Genomic DNA, 19,097 nt, shown 5'->3' with positions numbered 1-19,097 from the left:
GATTCCCGCTCGGATAGAGTGTTTCCGGCTCAGTGTTGTCCATGGTCTCGCCCCCTGAGGAACTCCATTGCTCGAGATAGACAACCTCTCCCACGTCTACGGCGGCGGTACCCCCAACGCGCACCACGCCATCGAGGGCCTCAACCTGAGCGTCGCCGCGGGTGAGCTGCTGTGCATCGTCGGCCCCTCCGGGGCGGGCAAGTCGACCCTGCTGCGTTCGATCGCCGGGCTGCTCACGCCAACGGGCGGCCAGATCAAGATCGAGGGCAACCTCGTACGCCAGACGCCGGACAACCTCGCCGTGGTCTTCCAGGACTACAGCCGCTCCCTGTTCCCGTGGATGTCGGTGGCCGACAACGTCGCGCTGCCGCTGCGCCGCAAGAACATGGACAAGCGCCAGCGCCGCGAGGCCGCCCAGGAGGCCCTGGAGTCGGTCGGCCTGGCGGGCGCGGAGCGCAAATACCCGTTCCAGCTGTCGGGAGGCATGCAGCAGCGGGTGGCGATCGCGCGGGCCCTGGCGTACCGCCCGGCCCTGATGCTCATGGACGAGCCGTTCGGCTCGGTGGACGCGCAGACCCGCGAGGACCTGGAGGACCTCGTCCTCAAGGTCCGCGGCCACCACCAGATGACGATCGTGCTCATCACGCACGACATCGACGAGAGCGTCTACGTGGGCGACCGCGTGGTCGTCCTGTCGAAGGCCCCGGCCCACGTGGTCGGCGACCTCAAGGTGGAGCTGCCCGGGCCGCGCGACCAGATCACGACCCGCGAACACCCGGACTTCGTCCACCTGCGCGCCGAGGTCGGCCGCCTGGTCCGCGGCAGCCACGCCACCGTATAGGTGGGCCGGGCTCCCCCACCCGTCACCCAGCTGGGTGGTGGGCCCGCCGACACCCACCCCGAGCCGCCGCGTTCATCCCACAGACTTGTCAGCCGCCGAACGATCCGAGTCGGTCACAGACTTCGAACACCTCCACGTGCCGCCATAGGCCCAGCCTTGCCGGCGTGCCCCGAACCTCGACTTCTCAGGTCGTCGGCATCGGACGACAACATGATCGTGCACTGGCGGAACACTTCCACGGCTTCCGCCGACGAGCGTGTTCCGTGTATAGCATTTCCAATGCCATAATGGTTCCATGGCTGACGACGTTGACTTTCTCCCTGGTGATGGCCCCGCCAGCGGCATCTCCGTCACCCTCGCCGCCGGCACTCTGCAAGCGATCCGCGAGCGGGTCGGCAAGCGGGGTGTGTCCGCGTACCTGGAGAGAGCTGCTCAGCGTCAGATCGAGCGGGACAACCTGGACGAGCTGATCGCCGACTTCGAGAAGGATCACGGCCCTGCCGATCCCGCGGCCGTGGCGGCCAAGCGGGCTCGACTCACCGGCGATGCCCCAGGGGCAGGGGCCGCTGCGTGAGCGGCGCCCTGGTCCTGGACAGCGAGGGCTTGGCGAAGGCCGTGCAGCGGGATCGGGAGGTGCATGAGTGGCTGGCGGCGGCCCGTGACGCGGACCTGCCGGTTGTGACCTCGGCAGCAGTGCTGGTCGAGGTGATTCACCCAAAGATCAACGACGTCGCGTTGAAGTGGACGCTGTCGCGCCTTCGCGTGGAGCCGGTTACGCAGGCTGTCGCCCAGTCCGCTGCCACTCTGCTGCGGAGCGCGGGGTTGCACGGTCACAAGTACGCCATCGACGCCATGCTGTGCGCGACTGCTCTCCAGCATCCGGGCCAGGTGACGATCCTGACCTCCGACGTCGAGGACATTCGCCTGCTCATGGCCGATCATCCGCGAGCAGGAGCCGAGAAGGTCTGATGCCCTGCCGGCCACCCACGCAGTCGCCGTCACCGGCCTGACCGCCGCGAGCAAGCTCGTCGAGGCCGACGCCGTCGCCACCCCCGACGGCTTCAACGTTTCCGCCGGGGCGCCTGCTCGCCTTCGCCCAGGGCTGATCCGCCCCGCAGGTTATGCCCAGTGATGGACGAATGCCATATGTGGTCTCGATCCCCTAGCCTGTTTTCGTGGATGATGTCCTGGCGGGCCAGGGTTGCGCCTGGGTGTTCGAGGCGGACTCGCTGCGGGTCAGGCCCGAAGGCGCCAAGGTCCCCAAACTCGTTTCCGAGCTCGGTGAACGGGTCATTCCCTATGCGGCGATCGCCGAGGTGACGCTGACCGCCGGGAAGAAGGGCACCGTGGTGCTGCGCGTGGTGCCCCGGCGGGGTGCCGATCCGGTCATGACCGCGGCGGCCGGGCAGCTCAAGGAGCCGGCCGATCCTTGGCGGCTGGTGCTGCCTGCCGAAAGGGAGACGCTCGCCGATTACTACGCGGACGAGTTGCGGGCGGCCATCGGTGATTCCGGGCCGGTGACGCGGTTCATGGTCGAGGCTCCGCCGGTGCCCCGCACCTTCAAGGGGTGGGACGGGGCGGCGACGTTCGACGGGGCGGCCATCACGTTCACGTGGTACTGGTCGGTGGCGTCGACCGCCAAATACTCCACGGGTGACCAGCGGTTCTCGGTCGCCGATCTGGAGAACGTCGAATGGCACGCGCCGGAGGGCACGAGCGGATGTCTCCGGCTGCGGGTTCGCGGGCGGCAGGCGGATCCCGATCCGAACAAGGATCCGGCCTCCGTCCTCTTCGGGCTCGGGTGGGGGGCGACGTCCAAGTCCTTGCCCTTCGCGGCCGCGGTCCTCGCGGCGATCCCGGCTCAGGACGCCCCCACGCTCGACGCCGCCCCGGCGGCCCGCGAGGTGCTCCGGGCTCCGTCGGGTGCCGAGGCGGCCGAGCTGATCGCCAAGCTGGGGGAGCTGCGGGACGCGGGGCTGCTCTCCGAGGAGGAGTTCCAGACGAAGAAGGCCGAGCTGCTGTCCCGCATGTGAGGTTGAGGGCCGAAGGTTGAGGGCCGAAGGTTGAGGGCCGAAGGTTGAGGACCGAAGGTTGAGGACCGAAGGTTGAGGACCGAAGGTTGAGGACCGAAGGTTGAGGACCGAAGGTTGAGGACCGAAGGTTGAGGGCCGAAGGTTGAGGACCGGAGACTGGGGCCGGGGCGGTGTTTGCCCCAGTCGCCGGGTGGGGTGTGGGTCAGCGGGTGATCAGGCGGATGGTCGAGCCGCCGTGGCCGAGCCTCAGCGACACCTGGCCCGCCGGGGCGTCGGAGTCGATCTCCGGGTAGTCGTCGCTGGACACCGTGACGCCGATGCTGTGCCCGGCCGCGACGCGGTAGTGCGTGGGCCAGGTGCGGAGGTCCAGGTCGTACGTCTTCCCTGGGCGAACCGGGATCGCGCGGGTGTGGCCGGAGCGGTGGCTCGCCTTCAGCCAGCCCTGGGTGATGCGGGTCGCCGTGCCGTCGGGGGCGATGTCCTGCACCACCACCGCGATGTTGCCGTCGGCCGCCGTGAACGAGGCCCGTACCTTCGCCTCGACCTCACCCGCGAGGACCAGGTCGCGCTGGAGCGGCTCGGTCGCGAACGACAGCCGCTGGCCCGGCCCGCCCGCGGCCGGCTCGGTGTTGACCTCGAAGGTGCGGGTGGCGGGCCTGCCGGGGTCGGAGGTCAGGGCGCCGTCAGCGCCGAGGCCGAGCCGCACCGGGCGCGTTCCCGCAGGGGGCCAGCTGTCGAACTGCTGCCAGCCCGTACCCGGCACCTCATAGGAGGTCACCCTGGCCGCGGGCAGCGGGGCTCCGGGGCGGCTGGCCAGCCAGCGGTCCCACCAGGCGAGGTAGGCGCCGTTGCCGATGTCGGCGGGCTGCCCGGCCGGCCAGCCGTGCACCCAGGGGCCGGACACCAGCCAGACGTTGCGCCCGCGCGCCCGGAGGTTGTCCACCATGCCCTGCCGGTAGCGGTCGTACCAGCCGGCGATCTCCAGGACGGGGACGTCGAGGTCCTTCCAGCGGGACTTGACGCTGCGCTCGCGCCAGAAGTCGTCGTAGAGGGGGTGCTGGGCGTACGTCACGAGGGTGTCGGGGGCGACGGATCGCTGCCAGTCGCGGATCCTGGCCGAGTAGATGCCGCCCCGGTAGATGGTGTTCTCGTACCAGTCGCTGATGCCGTCCACGGGGATGATGGCGGCGAGGTGGGGCGGCTTGTTGACGGCGACGAGCAGGGACGAGTGCCCGCCGTAGCTGACGCCCGTCTGCCCGATCCGGCCCGTGGACCAGGGCTGGGCGGCCAGCCACTCGATGAGGTCGTAGTTGTCGCGCTGCTCCTGGCCGCTGAAGGGGTCGAGATAGCCGGGCGAGTCGCCCGAGCCTCGGACGTTGCACACGGCCGCGACGTAGCCCCGGGTGACGAAGTACGCGGCGGCCTGGCCTTGGGGGCCGAGCTGGTCGTAGGCGTTGTAGTCGTAGACGATGCCGGGGAAGCGGCCGGGGGCCGGAGTGCCGTCGGGGGCGGCGGGACGGTGCAGGTCGCAGGCCAGGTGGCTGCCGTCGCGCAGGGGTACGGTGACGCGTTCCTTGTGGACGCCGTACTCGGCGGGGCGGTCGTAGGCGAAGAACGGGTCGGCGGGGAGGGATGTGGTGGTGGTCCCCGCCACCGGCACCGGTTCGGCGGCCGCGGGAAGGGCGGGGAGGGCGGAGACGCAGGTCAGGCCCAGCGCGGCGGACAGGGTGGCGGACAGGGCGGCCATGATCTTGGTGGGTCTCATGTTCGGTCCTCTTGAGGCGGAGGGGCGCTTCGAGGTGAAAGGCGTCAGGAAGGGAGGGGGTGGGATGAGGGCGGGGGGCCGAGACGGGTGCCGCCGGGGCCCGTGGCGAAGGTGAGCCAGGGTTGTGGCGGGCGGAGCCGGCCAGTGGCCGGGTCCGTCTGGCCGACTCCGGGGCGGGAGTAGTCGCACACGCCCGTCGGGAAGGCGGTACGCAGGCGCGCCCACTGCTCGTCCGTGAACGCGACGCCGCCGTAGTCCCCGCGCCGCAGCGGCTTCAGGCGGCATTTCAGCAGGTCGCTGGTCGGCCCCTCGCCGGCCGCGACCCGGGTGTCCGCCTTGTGCGGGTACGCCTGGTCGCAGGCGGCCTGGTCGGTGACCTTGGCGCCGGAGATCCAGCAGGCGTCCACGGCCTCGGCGGGACGGTGGCGTACGACCATGCCGGGCAGCGGGGTGGGCCGGTGGTCGGCCTCGACGGCGGCTAGCCAGCGGTCCATGACGTCCAGGGGCGAGCCGTCGCTGCCGTTCGTCCAGAGCACCTGGTTGCGGTGGTGGCCGTTGGCCCGGTCGAGGCGGTTGCGGAGGACGAGGCTGCGCCAGGGGTAGTGGTAGTCGTTGTTGTCGGTGCCGCGGAGCACGAGGATCGGCACCTGGGCCAGGCCCCGGCCGAAGACGACGCGTCCGGTGCGGTGCGCGGTCTCGACGGCTCCGGCGTCGGCCGCGCTTCGCGAAGGGGTCCAGTTCATGTCGATGTCGAAGCCCCCGACCCGCTGGTTGAGGTCGACGAACTGCTCGGCGCTGATGCGCCCGTCGCGGAGCGCGGTCAGGCCGTACTGGACACCGACGTTGTCCCACGGCCGCCGGGCGCACGACGCACCGGAGCACCCCTCCCTCCGGGCGCCGTAGATGGAGATCATGAAGTCCTGGAGCGTGCAGCGGACGCCCCCGGGGTTGCGCGCCGGGTCGTAGCTCGCCTCCCCCGCGCAGGACGTCCCGTCGTCGGGCTTCATGTAGTCGGGGGCGCGACCCGCGGAGGTGGCGCAGACGCCGGTGCCACCGTGCCCGAAGACGGCGGTCCTGTCGTCGGGGTCGGTCCACAGCGACGTGGCGTCCATGGCGCGGACCAGGGCGGCGCAGTCGCCGAACTCGCGGTAGGCCCCGACGATCTGGTCCGGCCAGTCCTGGGTCGGCAGGAGGCCGTCCAGCAGGCCCGGGTAGGCGTCGGCGACGAGGTACTGCTGGAGCGCCCCGCCCGAGCCGCCGCGGCCGATGGTGTAGCGGATCTCGCCATACGTCTCGACGACGTGCTCCTTGACCATCATGACGGTCTCGGCGGAGGTGACGTCGTTGCTGTGCAGGTAGTTGTCGGTCATCGTGGACGACGCCACCGCGAACCCCTTGACGGCCGCCTCCTGGGCCTCCGGCATGGTCAGCCCGCGGGAGACGCCCTGCCGGTACTGCTGGCCCGTGCCCGCCCCGAACACCCACACCAGCTTGTGGTTCCAGTTCGCCGGCACGAGCAGGTCGTAGATCCCGCGGTTGACGGCGCCGCGTTCGAGGGTGGCCTTGACGCCGTTGCCGAGGGTGATCTCACTGCGGACGGGCGCGGCGTCGCACTGGTCGTTCAGCGCGGGGCCGAGGCCGTTCTCGGCCGTCTGGCACTGCCACGGCCGCACCTGCGCGCCCGAGAACACCGGGCCGCCCGACGGGTGGTCGGTGATGGTCAGCCGCTCGGCCCGCCCTCGCGGCGGCCGGACGGTCAGGACGTTCCGGCCGGGTGAGAGGCCGTCGACGAGCCCGGTCAGCGTGCCGTCCGTCCCGGATGCGAAGCGGGAGGTGACGTCGGCGCCGTTGAGTTCGACCTGTACGCGTGCGGAGCCGGTGACCCTGACCAGCGCGTCGCCTCCCGAGACCAGGTCGGCGCGGTTGGAGAGCACTTCGACCGCGAGATCCGGCTGCGCCGGGAACAGCGGCAGCGCCATGAGCGCCGGGATGAGGGCAAGCTCGCGCCAGCTCATGTCACTCTCCAGAGGGCTCAGAGGGAGAACGCGCCGGTGAGCAGCGCGACCGCGGTCATCACGAGCGTGGTGGCGAAGGCCCACTTGAAGATGAAGCGCTGATGCTCGCCCAGTTGCACGCCGCTCATCCCGACCAGGATGAACGTGGAGGCGGTGAGCGGGCTCAGCGGGAACCCCGTGGTCATCTGCCCGAGGATGGCCGCCCTGGCCACCTCGGCGGGGGCGCCGCCGAAGCCGCTGACGGTCTCGGCGAGCACGGGCAGGACGCCGAAATAGTAGGCGTCGGGGGTGAAGACCAGGCTGAGCGGCATGCCGGTGATGGCGACGAGGACCGGCAGGTGCCCGCCGAGCGAGTCGGGGATGACGCTGACGAACGCCGACGCCATGCTGCCGATCATCTTGGTGCCGGTGAGGACGCCGGTGAACACGCCGGCCGCGAAGATCATCGTGGTGACCAGGACGACACTCTTGCCGTGCTTCTCCAGGAGCTCCTGCTGGCGTTCCCAGGTGGGGTGGTTGACCAGCAGCGCGATCGCGAACCCGACCACGAACAGCACCGGCAGGGGCATCACCTGCAGCACGAGCCCGACCAGCAGGGCGACCGTGAGGACCAGGTTGAAGGCCGTCAGCGCCGGGTGGGCGGGCGCCCGCTGGGTGCCGGGCCCGTCGCCGGCCAGCCGCTCCTCGGGCAGCTCAGGAGCGGAGATCGTGCCGAGGCGGCGGCGTTCCCTGAGCCCGATCAGGTACGACGCCACCAGCACCCACACGATGCCCGCCGCCATCGCGGGCAGGACCGGCGTGAACACCTGGGAGCTGTCCAGCTTCAGCGCCGCCATCGCGCGGGCGGTGGGGCCGCCCCAGGGGATGAGGTTCATGACGCCGGCGCCCAGGCAGACCACGCCAGACAGGACGAGCGGGCTCATGCCGAGCCGCCGGTAGACCGGCAGCAGCGCCGAGATCGTGATGAGGAACGTCGAGGCGCCGTCTCCGTCGAGGGCCACGCACATGGTCAGTACGGCGGTGCCGACGGCGATGCGGAGTGGATCGCCCTTGGCCACGCGCAGGATGCCGCGGATGAGCGGATCGAAGAGACCGGCGTCGATCATCAGGCTGAAGTACAGGACCGCGAACGCGATCATGATGCCGGTCGGCGCGACCTTGGTCAGCCCGTCGAGGATCATCTTGCCCAGCTCGCCGCCGAAGCCCCCGGCCAGCGCGGCCAGAACGGGGATCAGCACCAGCGCGATCAGGACCGACACGCGTTTGGTCATGGTGAGCAGCAGGAACAGCGCGATCGTGGTGAATCCCAGGGCTGCCAGCATCGGTGTTCGCCTTCTTCCTCGCCCGGCTCGCGGGGGGTGACGTGCCGGAGTGTTACGGAAGAGTTTCCGAGCGACGAAATCACAGGTCCAGCATCAAAGCAACATTTATCCATGCGTTCTGCGCAATAGTCCCGCTCTATGCTCGACGCCATGGAGGCGAACCTGCGGCTGCTGGCCGCCTACGCCGCCGTCGCCAGGGCGGCGAGTTTCACCGCGGCGGCGGCCGAGATGCACGTGTCACAGTCGTCGCTCAGCCGGGCGGTGGCCGAGCTGGAGCGGCTGCTCGGCGCGCAGTTGCTGGAGCGTGACACCCGCAACGTCCAGCTCACCGCGGCCGGGGTGGAGACGCTGCGGGTCGCCGAGCAGATCGTGTCCGCGCACCGGTCGGGCATGAAGGAGCTGGAGCGCTACCTGCTCGGCGAGTCGGGCGTGGTGGCCGTGGCCACGCTGCCGTCGGTGGCGGCGGTGCTGCTGCCCCGGGTGATCTCCGAGTTCCGGCTGCGGCGGCCGCTGGCCGGGTTGCGGATCATGGACGGCCTGGAACAGGTCGTGCTCGGCCGGGTCCTCTCGGGGGACGCCGACTTCGCGATCTCCACGGTCGGCGCCGCGCCCGAACAGCTCGAACACCGCCCGTTGATCAAGGACCGCTTCCACGCCGTGCTGCCCGAGGACCATCCGCTCACCGAGCTCCCGGAGATCACCTGGGAGGAGCTGGCCAGGGAGCCGTTCCTGGCGGTCGGGCCGGAGTCGAGCGTGCGGCGGCTCACGGACGCGGCGTTCGCGCAGGCCGGGGCGGTCCCGACGCTGGCGGCCGAGGCGGGCAGCGTGGCCACGGTGGGCGGGCTGGTGACGGCCGGGCTGGGCGTCTCGGCGATGCCCGCCCTGGTGCTGCCGCTGATGAGGGCGGGGACGGTGGTGTACCGGCCGCTCGCCGAACCCGTCGTGGACCGCCGGCTGGACGTCGTGGTCCGGGCCCGCCGCACGCTGCCGCCGGCGACGAGCGCGTTCCTGGACCTGCTGGACGGGTTCCGCCGCGAGCTGCGGGACCTGCCCGCGGGCGTCACCTGGAACCGAGGCTGAGGCAGCCCTCCGGGATTCATGCGCAAAGCGCATTGAATGATGGGTTTCTTGTGCTGGACACGCATTTCGCCGCCTCGGCAGGATGAAACGGGTCGGGAGGCGAAGGAGCGCGGGTGACAGGCACGGGTCAGGAAACGGGCGGAAGCGGCCAGGGGCAGCTGCGCGGGCTGAAGGTGGTGGAGTTCGCGCACGTGGTGGCCGGGCCGATGGCCGGCTCCATGCTCGCCGACCAGGGCGCCGACGTGGTGCACGTGGAGGCCCCCGGAGCCGGGGACGCCGCCCGCGCGATGGGCCCGGTACGGGACGGCGTGCCCCTGTGGTTCAAGGTCGCCGGCCGCAACAAGCGTTCGGTCACCCTCGACCTGCACCACGCCGCCGGACGCGAGATCGCCCACCGGCTGGTCGCCTGGGCGGACGTCGTGATCGTCACCCTGCGGGCCGGGCGGCTTCGCGACTGGGAGCTGGACTGGGAGGCCGTGCACCGGATCAACCCGATGGCGATCCTGCTGCAGATCTCGGGGTTCGGGGCGACGTCCTCGCGGGCGGACGAGCCGGGCTTCGGCAAGATGGGCGAGGCCAGGAGCGGGGTGGTGCACCTGACCGGGTTCCCCGACGGGCCGCCCGTGCACACGGGGTTCTCGCACGGGGACGCGGTCACGGGGCTGATGGGCGCGTACGCCGTGCTCGCCGCCCTGCACCGCCGCGCCGCCGACCCCGCCTTCGACGGCGAGTGGATCGACCTGGCCCTCTTCGAGCCGCTCTACCGGCTGATCGAGTGGCAGATCATCACGTACGACCAGCTCGGCGCCGTACCCGAACGGGCGGGCAACCAGCTCGCCGTCGCGCCCGCCGCGGTGATCAACACCTACCGCGCAGGCGACGGCGAGTGGATCACGGTGACCTCCGCGACCCTCCGGTCGGTACGCAACGTGGCCCGCCTGCTCGGACTGCCCGAGGAGGACTTCGCCACCTCGGCGCAGCAGCACGCGGGCCGGGAGACCCTGGACAAGGGCCTGCGGGAATGGGTGGCCGCGCGGAGCACGGACGAGTGCCTGGCGGAGTTCGCCCGGGCGGAGGTGGTGGCCTCCCGCGTGTTCACCGCCGCCGACATCGCCGCCGACCCGGTCTACGCCGAGCGCGGCGACATCATCACCGTCGACGACGCCGACCTCGGCCCCGTGCGCATGCAGGGCGTGATCCCCCACTTCCACCAGCGGCCGGGGAAGGTCTGGCGCACCGGCCCCGCGCTCGGCCAGGACAACCGCCTCGTCTACCACGAGTGGCTGGGGCTCCCGGAGGAGGAGCTGGCGGAGCTGGAGCAGCACGGTGTCATCTGAGCGGCCACTGATCCGTTCCCTGCTCTTCGTCCCGGGCACCAGGACCGGCTGGCTGGCCAAGGCGGAGGCGGCGGGGGCCGACGCGGTCATCCTCGACCTGGAGGACGCCGTCCCCGCCGACGGCAAGCCCGAGGCCCGCCGGGAGGTGGCCGCGGCGGTGGCCGCGTACGCGGGGCACCTGGCCCTGTTCGTCCGCGTGAACCCGCTGGACGGCTGGGCGGGGGCCGAGGAGCTGCGGGCCGTCGCGCACGAGCGGCTCACCGGGGTCGTGCTGCCCAAGGTGGCCGGTCCTGAGGACGTGCGCCTCGCCGACCGGCTGCTCGCCTGGTGCGAGCGCGAACGCGGCCTGCCTCAGGGGCACATCGCCCTGGTGCCGCTGCTGGAGACGGCCTCCGCGCTGCGGGCGGCGTACGACGTCGCCATGGCGGCCCCGTCCCGGATCGCTTACCTCGGCGCCGTCACCGCGCCGGGCGGCGACGTCGCCCGCGCCGTCGGCTACCGCTGGACCCCCGAGAGCACGCTCGGCCTGCGCTCCCGCGTGCTCCTCGACGTGCGCGCCGCCGGTATCCCCAACCCGGTCGCGGGCCTGTGGACCGGCATCGGCGACCTGGACGGGCTGCGCTCCTTCGCCGAGCAGAACCGCGCCCTCGGCTACGAGGGCATGATGGCCATCCACCCCTCCCACGTCCCCGTCATCAACGCGGCCTTCTCCCCCTCCCCCGACGAGCTGGCCCGCTACGCCCGGCTGATCGCGGCGGTGGAGTCCGCCCAGGCCGGGGGGTCGGGCGCGGTGACGTTCGAGGGCGAGATGGTGGACGAGGCCATGGCCGCCACGGCCCGCTCCGTACTCGACCGGTACGGCCGACAAACCGGTTGCGGGCGCCGCGAGACTGAGTCGCATGGAACGAGAACTGATCAGCGCCATCGCCCACCGTGACCATCCGATCGCCGCGCCCATCACGCCCGGCAACCTCGACCGGCTGCTGCGCCGGGCGGCGCTGCCGGAGGGGGCCCGCATCCTCGACCTGGGCTGCGGTGGGGGCGAATGGTCGCTGCGCGCGCTCGAGCTCGTCCCCTCCGCGACGGCCGACGGCGTGGACGTCTCCCGGCAGGCCCTGTCCGCGGCGGAGCGGGCCGCGGCCGCGCGTGGCCTGTCCGGCCGGCTGACGCTGCACGAGACGCCGGCTGCCGAGTTCTCCTCGGAGCAGCCGTACGACCTGGTGCTCTGCGTGGGCTCTACCCACGCGTTCCAGGGGTTGAAGGGCACGCTGGACGCGGCCGCCAGGTTCGTGCGGCCCGGCGGGCTGGCGCTGGTCGGGGAGGGTTTCTGGGAGCAGACTCCGGCGCCCGAGGTCGTGGCGGCCATCGGCGAGTATCCCGATCTGGCGGGCACGGTGGCCGCCGCCGAGTCAGAGGGCTGGCTTGCCGGGTACGGCCACGTGAGCACCCTGGCCGAGTGGGACGAGTACGAATGGTCGTGGACCGGCACCCTGTCCCGCTGGGCCGCCGCCAATCCGGGCCCGGACGGCGACCAGGCCCTCGCCGTCGCACGGGAGCACCGCGAGCTGTGGCTCAACGGCTACCGCAGCGCGCTCGGCTTCGTCACGCTCCTGCTGCAGCGCGCATGACAGAGCGGCCGGGCCTCCCGTCGTGAGGCCCGGCCACCGGGGACTAACCGTTGATCAGGGCAACCGCCAGGTCAGGATCGAACGTCCCGGCCGTCTTGTCGGAGATGCCGCACTGGCCGTCGGAGTCACCGGGCACCTTGACCCAGAAGAGGTACTCGGCGCCGCTCGTCTGCTTGACGGGCGCGGTGCCGAGCTTGCGGCCGGGCGGGTTGCACCAGTTGTCCTCGGGCGTGTCGTCCGAGTAGGGGCCGTTGCCGTTGCGGCTGGTGTCGATCACGTACTTCTTGGCGCCCACCGTGCCCGAGAGCTGACCGTTGACCGCGACGGAGTACGTCTCGGAAGCGGCGGTGGTGAAGTAGTTCGACACGTTCACGGAGAAGCCGCGGGTATTGGCGATGCCCGACTTGACCAGCAGCGGCGCGATGACGTCGGCCGTGAGCCAGGTGGCGTTGGCCGCGTCCAGGTAGACCCACGCGTTGGGGGCCTGGGCCTTCAGCACCTGCGTGGCGTCCAGCAGCATCGCGTACTGGTCCTCGGGGTTCTTGCCGATCTTGGTCACGCACCCGGCGGCGGCGACCGCGTCGGGCTCCAGCACGACGATCGCGTGCCTCGTGCCGATGGCCTTGGCGAAGTCGGTGATCCAGGTGTGATAGCCGGCCGCGTCGCCCGCGCCGCCGCCCGACTGGTTGGCGCACGCGTCCCGGTTGGGGATGTTGTACGCGACCAGCATCGGCAGCTTGTCCTGGGCCTGGGCCGCGCCCACATAGGTGTCCACGGCCTGCGTGATGTCACTGAACCAGCCGCCGAACCACTCGAAGATCGGCTTGTTGGCGATGTTCGAGGAGATGGCCGCGGTCTGACTCGCGTTCGGATTGGCCGTGACGAACTTGGCCGGGTTGGACTGGTTCCACACGAACAGGGTGGTCGGGCGCGTCGTCTGCGTCTCCATCAGCGACACGTTGTCGAACCGGACCACGGGCTTCCCGCCGGACCCGCCGAGCTGGAACGTCACCTCGGCCGCCGTGTCCGTGGCGGTCGCGGCCGTGAAGGGGATGCTGTAGCGCTTGCTCGCCGTGGTGAGCTGCACGCCGGTGGCCAGCGACTGGTTGGCGCTGGGCGTGGCCTTGTACTGCACCGTCGTGGTGGCGTTGAACGCGATGGTGGAGTAGGCGTCGAAGGAGAGCGTGTAGCTCTTGCCCGGGTTCAGGACGGCGGCGGTGGGCGCGGCCACCATGGCGTCCCAGGGGTTGGCCACGACGGCCTTCACGTCCACCCGCAGCCGCTGGGATTCGACCGCGACGGACGTCTGGCCGATCGCGGCCCAGGGGGCGGTGGCGCTGTCGAAGGTGCCGTTCCCGATGAGCTGGGTGGCGGCCGAGGCGGGCTGGGGGACGACGAGGACTGCTGTCAGAACGGCGGCTAAGGCCGCGGTCTTGCCTGCGATGAATCGCACGTGTGCACCTTTCGGCGGGAGTCGCGGTTGATCATTACCGACCCCATCTGACAAGGTCAAGAGGTGGAGTATGAACCTACGCACCGGCCATCGGCGGTGACGGAGCGTAGGTTCTGCGGCTCCGCTATGATCGGCCGCATGGTTCCTGGCACCTTGTTTCTCTGATCCGCGTCCCTGAGCGGACCTCGCAGCGCTTCCGGCGACCCGTCGTCGGCACGGCTCCGGCCGAGCGCTCTGTTCCGCGTTCTTCGACGCGTTGACCGCCGGCTTCCGGCCTCCACCGAGAAACGAGTGCATTTCCATGACTTCCCGTTCCCTGTCAGGGCACCCGACTGTCCTCAGCACCCTCGACCCGGACGACCCCGTCCTCGACGATCTCGAGCCGCTACGCGGCGTGGTCTCCGACGCCCAGGTCGTGGGCGTCGGCGAGGGCGCCCACTTCGTCCGCGAGTTCACCCTCGCCCGCGCGCGGCTGCTGCGCTTCCTCCTCGAACGCTGCGGGTTCACCGACGTGGCGTTCGAGCTCGGGTCCGCGCAGGCCACCGCCGTCAACGACTGGCTCGCCGGCGACGGCGACGAGGCGGACCTCCCCCAGCTGGCCGGGCCGCTCACCCTGGGCGTGTTCGGCGAGCTGCTGCGCTGGTTGCGCCGCTACAACCGGAGCAGGTCGCGGCCCGTCCAGATCGTGGGGATCGACCTGCCCAACACGCTCACCCTGCGACCCGACCTCGACCCGGTCGCCGACTACCTGCGGCTGGTCGACCCCGACCTCGACGACCTCGTGGCGGGCGTCCTGCGGGTGGCGGGCGAGATCACCGGCGGCTCGGCCGTCGTCTCGGCGCCCGCGTGGGCCGCCCTCGGCCCGGCGGTCCAGGACTCCCTCACGGCGAGCCTGTCCCGGCTGTCGACGCGGCTCCGGGCGCTCGAACCGCTCTACGTCTCCCGCAGCGACCAGCACCGCTACGACACGGCCCGCCGCCACCTGGAGGCCGCCTGCCACACCGACTACATGCTCCGTGCGATGAACGACCTGTTCGCCGGCGCGGGCCTGCCGGGCGACACCTCGGCCCGCGACCACTACATGGCCCTGGCCGTACGGTGGCACCTCGCGCGTGCCGGCAGCGGCGCGCGCGTCGTGCTGGTGGCCCACAACAACCACCTGCAGAAGACCCCCGTCACCTTCGACGGCCACCTGGCCGGCCTGCCGATGGGCCACTACCTCGGACGAGACCTCGGCCCCCGCTACCGCGCCGTGGCGCTGACCCACACGGACGGCCGGGTGCCGGAGATGATCGTCCCGGTCGAGGGCTCTCCGGTCGGATTCGGACTCGACCTCGTCAGCCTCGACGCCCCGGCGCCCGGGAGCGTGGAAGGGGCTCTCCTCGACGCCGGGCTCGGCGGGGCCGTCACCCTGACGGATCTGCGTTCGTGTCCGCCGCTGGACCGCATCCGGTCGCAGAGCGCCGGCGTGGACACGCCGCTGCACGAGGCGTTCGACGCGGTCCTGTGCACCCCCACCGCGACGGCGGACTCATCGACCATGTTTGGAGCTTCCTCATGAACATCACCAACGCCGTCGTCACCGGCGCCGCTGGCGGGATCGGCAGAGCCCTGGCCGCCCGTCTCCGCTCGGACGGGGCGCGGGTCGTGCTCGCCGACGTCAACGAGACGGCGCTCGCCGAAACCGCGGCCGAGCTGGGAGCCGAGGCCGTCCGGACCGACGTCTCCGACTCCGCGCAGCTGGAGGCGCTGGCCGCCGCCGCACCGGAGGTCGATCTGGTCTGCCTGAACGCGGGCATCGTCGGCCGGGATCTGGGCGCGCCGTGGGAGGTGAGCCCGGAGGACTGGGACCGGGTGTTCGCGGTGAACGTCGGCGGCGTGGTCAACGGATTGCGGGCGTTCGTCCCGCGCCTGCTCTCGGCCGGCCGGCCCGCGCACATCCTGATCACGGCGTCGCTGGCGGGGCTCGTCACGTTCCCGGCGGGCGGCGCGTACGCGGCCTCCAAGCACGCCGTCGTCGCCCTCGCAGAACAGGCCGCGCTGTCGCTGGCCGGCACGCCCATCGGCGTGACGATGCTGTGCCCGGCCCTGGTCCGCACCGGCATGTCGCCCGACGGCGAGGACCCCGCGGACATCGCGGACCAGGCCCTCGCGGCGGTGCGGGCGGGCACCTTCACCGTGGTCCCGGACGGCTGGCCGGCCGCGATCACGCGACGCGCCCACTGGCTGGCTACCGGAGCACCGCCGGAGATGCCGGCCGCCGGCCAGTGATTTTGACCCACAGGTCAAGAAACTGCTAGCGACGCGGAGTGGGCCGCCATCTTCGACCTCAACCTCCTCAGCGCCGTCCGCGTCACCAGGGCCGCCCTGCCCAGCCTGATCGAGCGGCGCGGATCGGTGGTGAACGTCTCGTCCATCAACTCCAGGCTCCCGGCCGCCGGTCCCGTCGCCTACAGCGCCGCCAAGGCCGCACTGACCGCGCTCGGCAAGTCCCTCGCCGAGGAGTTCGGCCCCCTGGGCGTCCGGGTCAACACCGTCTCGCCCGGCGTCGTCCGCACCGCGATCTGGGACGACCCGGACGGCTTCGGCGGCAAGGTGGCCGCCCTGGCGGGCGCGGACCACGCCGCGTTCCTGGAGGGGCTTCCGGCGGCGTTCGACATCACCACCGGCCGCATCACCGAGCCACGGGAGGTGGCGGCGCTGATCGCGTTCCTGCTGTCGGACGTCGCCGGGAACATCACGGGCGCGGACCACATCATCGACGGCGGCACCGTGAAGACCCTCTGACGGCGCTGTGCGGTTCTCTGGGGAAGTGCGGGTACGGGATAACCGGCCGTCACTCGGCGGGTCTGATGCCGCCAGTTGAGCGCAATCCGGGCAGGCTCCCGTTGCCATAGGCGCGAACCGCAGAGACCACCCCAATATGGGCAGTGGGCGAACTCGTATCCCACACAGGCTGCTATTCGTCTTGGGCCGCACCGCGTGCTGGACGGGACTGCGGTCGGTGACGGAGATGCCCAACCAGTAGGAGGCCTCCTCTGGGTGGATGGTCAGGCCGCTCTCAAGACTGATGAGGTCATCCAGGTGGACGGGCCAAGGGGATGTACCCGCGTCCGCTGATAACAGATCTCTGTAGCACAGGGGGCTACGTCGAGCTACGATGGAAATATGATGAAGGTCATTACCCAACGGGAGTTCCGCAATAACTCCGCCGCTGTCATGGATCAGGTTGAGGCAGGCGAGGTCTTTCACATCACCCGCAACGGAGTCGAGATCGCGGAGTTGCGACCGATTCCACGCAGACGGCGCTTGAGCGCTGAAGAGCTCGTCGCCAGACATCGCCGACTTCCAGTTGTGAACTACGCGGCGATGCGTCGAGAGGCCGACGAGTTCTTCGGCTCCGAAGACCGCATCGACGACGACCCGTGGGATGGCCGCAATGACTGAGCGGCACGATGCCGGAGTGATAGACACGTGCGTTTACATTGATCTCACCGAGATCTCTCCCGCTGATCTCCCGACTTATCCCGAGCTCACAGCCATCACGCTTGCCGAACTTCACCAAGGTGTGGCCATGGCCAAGGATCAGGCCACCCGAGTCGCGCGCATGGAGAAGCTGGGCGCTGCGGTGACCGACTTCGAGCCTCTGCCCTTCGATGCCGACGCGGCGGCTCGCTACGGCAGCCTTGTCGCGCTGACGCTCGCGGCGAAGCGTGACCCGCGACCTCGCCGAATGGACCTCATGATCGCCGCAGTCGCCTCCAGTCGAGGGCTGCCGCTCTTCACGCGTAACACCGACGACTTCGTCGGGCTGGAAAGCTTGGTCACCGTCGTCCCCGTGTGAACATCGATCCCTCGACGGCCCTACATGATGAGATCGGGGAGACGTCATCCCAGTGCGCCGTGCGGGAGACCGAGGAAGAGACGGGCGTCCGCGTAAGCCAGTGAGCTCAACGACTGTCTGAAGGGCTTATCCGCACGTCGATTGACTGACTGCGAGGCCTGGAGGGCAACCTGTGGCCCCTGGACAACGAAGCCTGCCGGATCCAGTTGGCAGGGTGGGCGGAAGTCGGCCCACCGCCTCGTCGGTCAAGGGGTGGGCCGACCAGTCGCCGAAGGCGCCCAGACAAGAACGTCTGAGCGCCTTCGGCGCGAAGCGCCCCATTGCGAAGGCCGTTGGCCTCGGGGCGGGGTCCAGCAGGTCAACCACCCAGATGGGCAACCTACACCGGGGTGTGCATGTGGCGGGTAAGGGCGTGTTCCACCAGGGTGATCAAGGTGGATTTCACCGACTCCCGCTGCCTGGCGTCCAGGCGGACGATCGGGATGTGGCCGCCGATCGACAGGGCCTCGCGGAGCTCGTCCTGAGCGTGCGCGAACTGCCCGTCCCAGCCGTTGATGCCGATCACGAACGGCAGCTTCGCCTCTTCGAAATAGTCAATGGCGGGGAAGCTGTCCGCCAGGCGCCGCGTGTCCACGAGCACCACCGCGCCGATCGCGCCCCGCACCAGGTCGTCCCACATGAACCAGAAGCGGTGCTGTCCGGGCGTGCCGAACAGGTAGAGGATCAGGTCCTGGTCGAGCGAGACCCGGCCGAAGTCCATGGCCACGGTCGTGGTGGTCTTGTTCGGCGTGAGGGAGACGTCGTCCACGTGCGCGGAGGCGTCCGTCATGACCGCTTCGGTGGTGAGCGGCAGGATCTCCGAGACCGCACCCACGAATGTCGTCTTCCCCACGCCGAAGCCCCCGGCCACGACGATCTTCGTCGAGGTCAGGCCGGGACTAGAGCCTGCGAAGTCCACTGAGCACCCTTTCGAGCAAGTTGAGGTCCGGCTTTCCGGCGTCCAGCGCAGGCTGGTGCACGCGGATCAGGCCCTCGGACGCCATGTCGGCGATCAGCACCCGGACCACGCCAAGGGGCTGGCGTAAAAGGGCGGAGATCTCGGCAACCGACCGGACGTTCCGGGTCAGTTGAATAATCGCCTGATACTCCGGACTAAGTAGGGAAATGTCTTGGTATTCCGACGTCACAGAGGACACCAATGCCTCCATGGCGAACTTCATCCGCGGAGCGGTACGCCCCCCGGTCACGGCATATGGCCGTACCAGGGAGCTCGGCTTCTGCGGACGGGGAGCCGCCGGATGCGGCGGAGTGCTATCACCAGCCCAACCCTGACCTGACACCATGATCTCCTGTCACCGCCCCGCTAACGGGGGCGGGCCGCTTGCAGCTCGGCGCGTACGGCCGGCGTCAGCACCTGGCCCGCCCGCTCGACCAGCAGGGTCATCTGGTACGCGACCAGGCCCATGTCACAGTCGGGGGCAGCCAGGACAGCCAAACAGGACCCATCACTGATGGACATGATCATCAAGAGCCCACGCTGCATCTCGATAACGGTCTGGGTCACCATACCGCCCTCGAAGACCCGCGCGGCGCCCTGGGTAAGGCTGATCACGCCGGACGCCACCGCGGCCAGCTGGTCGGCCCGGTCCTTGGGAAAACCCTCGGAGAAGGCCAGCGGCAAACCGTCGGACGACACCACGACCGTATGGGCGACGCCCGGCACGTTGTTCACGAAATCCGTGATCAACCAGCTGATGCCGCGCGCTCCCTGGCTCATTT

At 70.5% G+C, this 19,097-nt stretch carries 21 protein-coding genes and 1 pseudogene; 15 read left to right on the top strand and 7 right to left on the bottom strand.

The window, feature by feature from the left end; genetic code table 11:
* Window positions 1–67: 67 nt before the first annotated feature.
* The 4 genes from ABZS69_RS32525 (at window position 68) to ABZS69_RS32510 (ending at window position 2,874) form a co-directional block, all read left to right on the top strand.
* Window positions 68–841, top strand: coding sequence for an ABC transporter ATP-binding protein (locus ABZS69_RS32525; RefSeq protein WP_350730292.1), 774 nt, complete (start codon window positions 68–70; stop codon window positions 839–841).
* A 295-nt stretch (window positions 842–1,136) separates the two neighbouring features.
* Window positions 1,137–1,415, top strand: coding sequence for a hypothetical protein (locus ABZS69_RS32520; RefSeq protein ID WP_355379150.1), 279 nt, complete (start codon window positions 1,137–1,139; stop codon window positions 1,413–1,415).
* A complete protein-coding gene (locus tag ABZS69_RS32515) occupies window positions 1,412–1,810 on the top strand; it encodes a PIN domain-containing protein (RefSeq protein WP_355379149.1) in 399 nt (132 codons plus the stop codon). Before ABZS69_RS32520 ends, ABZS69_RS32515 begins: the two co-directional genes overlap by 4 nt.
* 206 nt (window positions 1,811–2,016) lie before the next feature.
* Window positions 2,017–2,874, top strand: coding sequence for a DUF4429 domain-containing protein (locus ABZS69_RS32510; protein ID WP_355379148.1), 858 nt, complete (start codon window positions 2,017–2,019; stop codon window positions 2,872–2,874).
* A 202-nt stretch (window positions 2,875–3,076) separates the two neighbouring features.
* Here the strand turns inward: ABZS69_RS32510 and ABZS69_RS32505 are convergent, their stop codons facing one another.
* Genes ABZS69_RS32505 through ABZS69_RS32495 form a run of 3 tightly spaced genes read right to left on the bottom strand, consistent with a single transcriptional unit; the run spans window position 3,077 to window position 7,976 of the window.
* Window positions 3,077–4,639 carry a CocE/NonD family hydrolase gene (locus ABZS69_RS32505; protein WP_355379147.1) on the bottom strand — a complete coding sequence of 521 codons (1,563 nt, stop codon included), beginning with the start codon at window positions 4,637–4,639 and terminating at the stop codon, window positions 3,077–3,079.
* 44 nt (window positions 4,640–4,683) lie between these two features.
* The gene (locus ABZS69_RS32500) at window positions 4,684–6,654 is read right to left on the bottom strand and encodes a DUF6351 family protein (protein WP_355379146.1); all 1,971 of its coding nucleotides are present in this window, start codon (window positions 6,652–6,654) and stop codon (window positions 4,684–4,686) included.
* Window positions 6,655–6,671: 17 nt separating this feature from the next.
* Entirely contained in the window at window positions 6,672–7,976 is a 1,305-nt protein-coding gene (locus ABZS69_RS32495; protein WP_355379145.1) for a citrate:proton symporter, read from the bottom strand.
* 150 nt (window positions 7,977–8,126) lie between these two features.
* On the opposite strand from ABZS69_RS32495, the gene ABZS69_RS32490 reads away from it, so the two are divergent.
* The 4 genes from ABZS69_RS32490 (at window position 8,127) to ABZS69_RS32475 (ending at window position 12,021) form a co-directional block, all read left to right on the top strand.
* Window positions 8,127–9,056, top strand: a complete 930-nt coding sequence (locus ABZS69_RS32490) for a LysR family transcriptional regulator (protein ID WP_355379144.1) — start codon at window positions 8,127–8,129, stop codon at window positions 9,054–9,056.
* A gap of 113 nt (window positions 9,057–9,169) precedes the next feature.
* Window positions 9,170–10,393: a CoA transferase gene (locus tag ABZS69_RS32485; RefSeq protein ID WP_355379143.1), complete on the top strand. Its 1,224-nt coding sequence runs from the start codon at window positions 9,170–9,172 to the stop codon at window positions 10,391–10,393.
* Window positions 10,383–11,330, top strand: a complete 948-nt coding sequence (locus ABZS69_RS32480; protein ID WP_355379142.1) for a CoA ester lyase — start codon at window positions 10,383–10,385, stop codon at window positions 11,328–11,330. The genes ABZS69_RS32485 and ABZS69_RS32480 overlap by 11 nt, the downstream gene beginning before the upstream one ends.
* Window positions 11,293–12,021: a class I SAM-dependent methyltransferase gene (locus tag ABZS69_RS32475; protein WP_355379141.1), complete on the top strand. Its 729-nt coding sequence runs from the start codon at window positions 11,293–11,295 to the stop codon at window positions 12,019–12,021. Before ABZS69_RS32480 ends, ABZS69_RS32475 begins: the two co-directional genes overlap by 38 nt.
* Before the next feature lie 43 nt (window positions 12,022–12,064).
* Here ABZS69_RS32475 and ABZS69_RS32470 read toward each other — a convergent pair whose 3' ends face one another.
* Entirely contained in the window at window positions 12,065–13,474 is a 1,410-nt protein-coding gene (locus ABZS69_RS32470; protein WP_355379140.1) for a glycoside hydrolase family 6 protein, read from the bottom strand.
* Window positions 13,475–13,775: 301 nt separating this feature from the next.
* Here ABZS69_RS32470 and ABZS69_RS32465 point away from each other — a divergent pair, with 301 nt between their 5' ends.
* From ABZS69_RS32465 to ABZS69_RS32435, 7 genes and pseudogenes are all read left to right on the top strand, one after another.
* Window positions 13,776–15,035: an erythromycin esterase family protein gene (locus ABZS69_RS32465; RefSeq protein ID WP_355379139.1), complete on the top strand. Its 1,260-nt coding sequence runs from the start codon at window positions 13,776–13,778 to the stop codon at window positions 15,033–15,035.
* Complete coding sequence (locus ABZS69_RS32460) at window positions 15,032–15,745, top strand: SDR family NAD(P)-dependent oxidoreductase (protein WP_355379138.1); 714 nt, start codon at window positions 15,032–15,034, stop codon at window positions 15,743–15,745. The genes ABZS69_RS32465 and ABZS69_RS32460 overlap by 4 nt, the downstream gene beginning before the upstream one ends.
* A gap of 30 nt (window positions 15,746–15,775) precedes the next feature.
* A pseudogene (locus ABZS69_RS32455) lies at window positions 15,776–16,030 on the top strand (SDR family NAD(P)-dependent oxidoreductase); the annotation flags it as partial.
* Between the two features lie 39 nt (window positions 16,031–16,069).
* Window positions 16,070–16,261, top strand: a complete 192-nt coding sequence (locus ABZS69_RS32450) for an SDR family oxidoreductase (protein WP_355379270.1) — start codon at window positions 16,070–16,072, stop codon at window positions 16,259–16,261.
* Between the two features lie 381 nt (window positions 16,262–16,642).
* Window positions 16,643–16,921, top strand: a complete 279-nt coding sequence (locus ABZS69_RS32445; RefSeq protein WP_355379137.1) for a type II toxin-antitoxin system prevent-host-death family antitoxin — start codon at window positions 16,643–16,645, stop codon at window positions 16,919–16,921.
* Window positions 16,914–17,318, top strand: a complete 405-nt coding sequence (locus ABZS69_RS32440; protein WP_355379136.1) for a type II toxin-antitoxin system VapC family toxin — start codon at window positions 16,914–16,916, stop codon at window positions 17,316–17,318. The genes ABZS69_RS32445 and ABZS69_RS32440 overlap by 8 nt, the downstream gene beginning before the upstream one ends.
* Window positions 17,315–17,422, top strand: coding sequence for an NUDIX domain-containing protein (locus tag ABZS69_RS32435; protein ID WP_355379134.1), 108 nt, complete (start codon window positions 17,315–17,317; stop codon window positions 17,420–17,422). Before ABZS69_RS32440 ends, ABZS69_RS32435 begins: the two co-directional genes overlap by 4 nt.
* Before the next feature lie 275 nt (window positions 17,423–17,697).
* Here ABZS69_RS32435 and ABZS69_RS32430 read toward each other — a convergent pair whose 3' ends face one another.
* The 3 genes from ABZS69_RS32430 to ABZS69_RS32420 are packed head-to-tail and all read right to left on the bottom strand — an operon-like array spanning window position 17,698 to window position 19,095.
* Window positions 17,698–18,249 carry an ATP/GTP-binding protein gene (locus tag ABZS69_RS32430; protein ID WP_355379269.1) on the bottom strand — a complete coding sequence of 184 codons (552 nt, stop codon included), beginning with the start codon at window positions 18,247–18,249 and terminating at the stop codon, window positions 17,698–17,700.
* A gap of 7 nt (window positions 18,250–18,256) precedes the next feature.
* Window positions 18,257–18,661, bottom strand: coding sequence for a DUF742 domain-containing protein (locus ABZS69_RS32425; RefSeq protein ID WP_055507219.1), 405 nt, complete (start codon window positions 18,659–18,661; stop codon window positions 18,257–18,259).
* A 20-nt stretch (window positions 18,662–18,681) separates the two neighbouring features.
* Entirely contained in the window at window positions 18,682–19,095 is a 414-nt protein-coding gene (locus ABZS69_RS32420; RefSeq protein ID WP_201760494.1) for a roadblock/LC7 domain-containing protein, read from the bottom strand.
* Window positions 19,096–19,097: the final 2 nt, after the last annotated feature.

It is taken from the genome of Nonomuraea sp. NPDC005650, assembly GCF_040605375.1.
Lineage (GTDB): Bacteria > Actinomycetota > Actinomycetes > Streptosporangiales > Streptosporangiaceae > Nonomuraea.
Note: the sequence above shows the minus strand (reverse complement) of the source record. Positions and strands in the feature narration are given on the sequence as shown.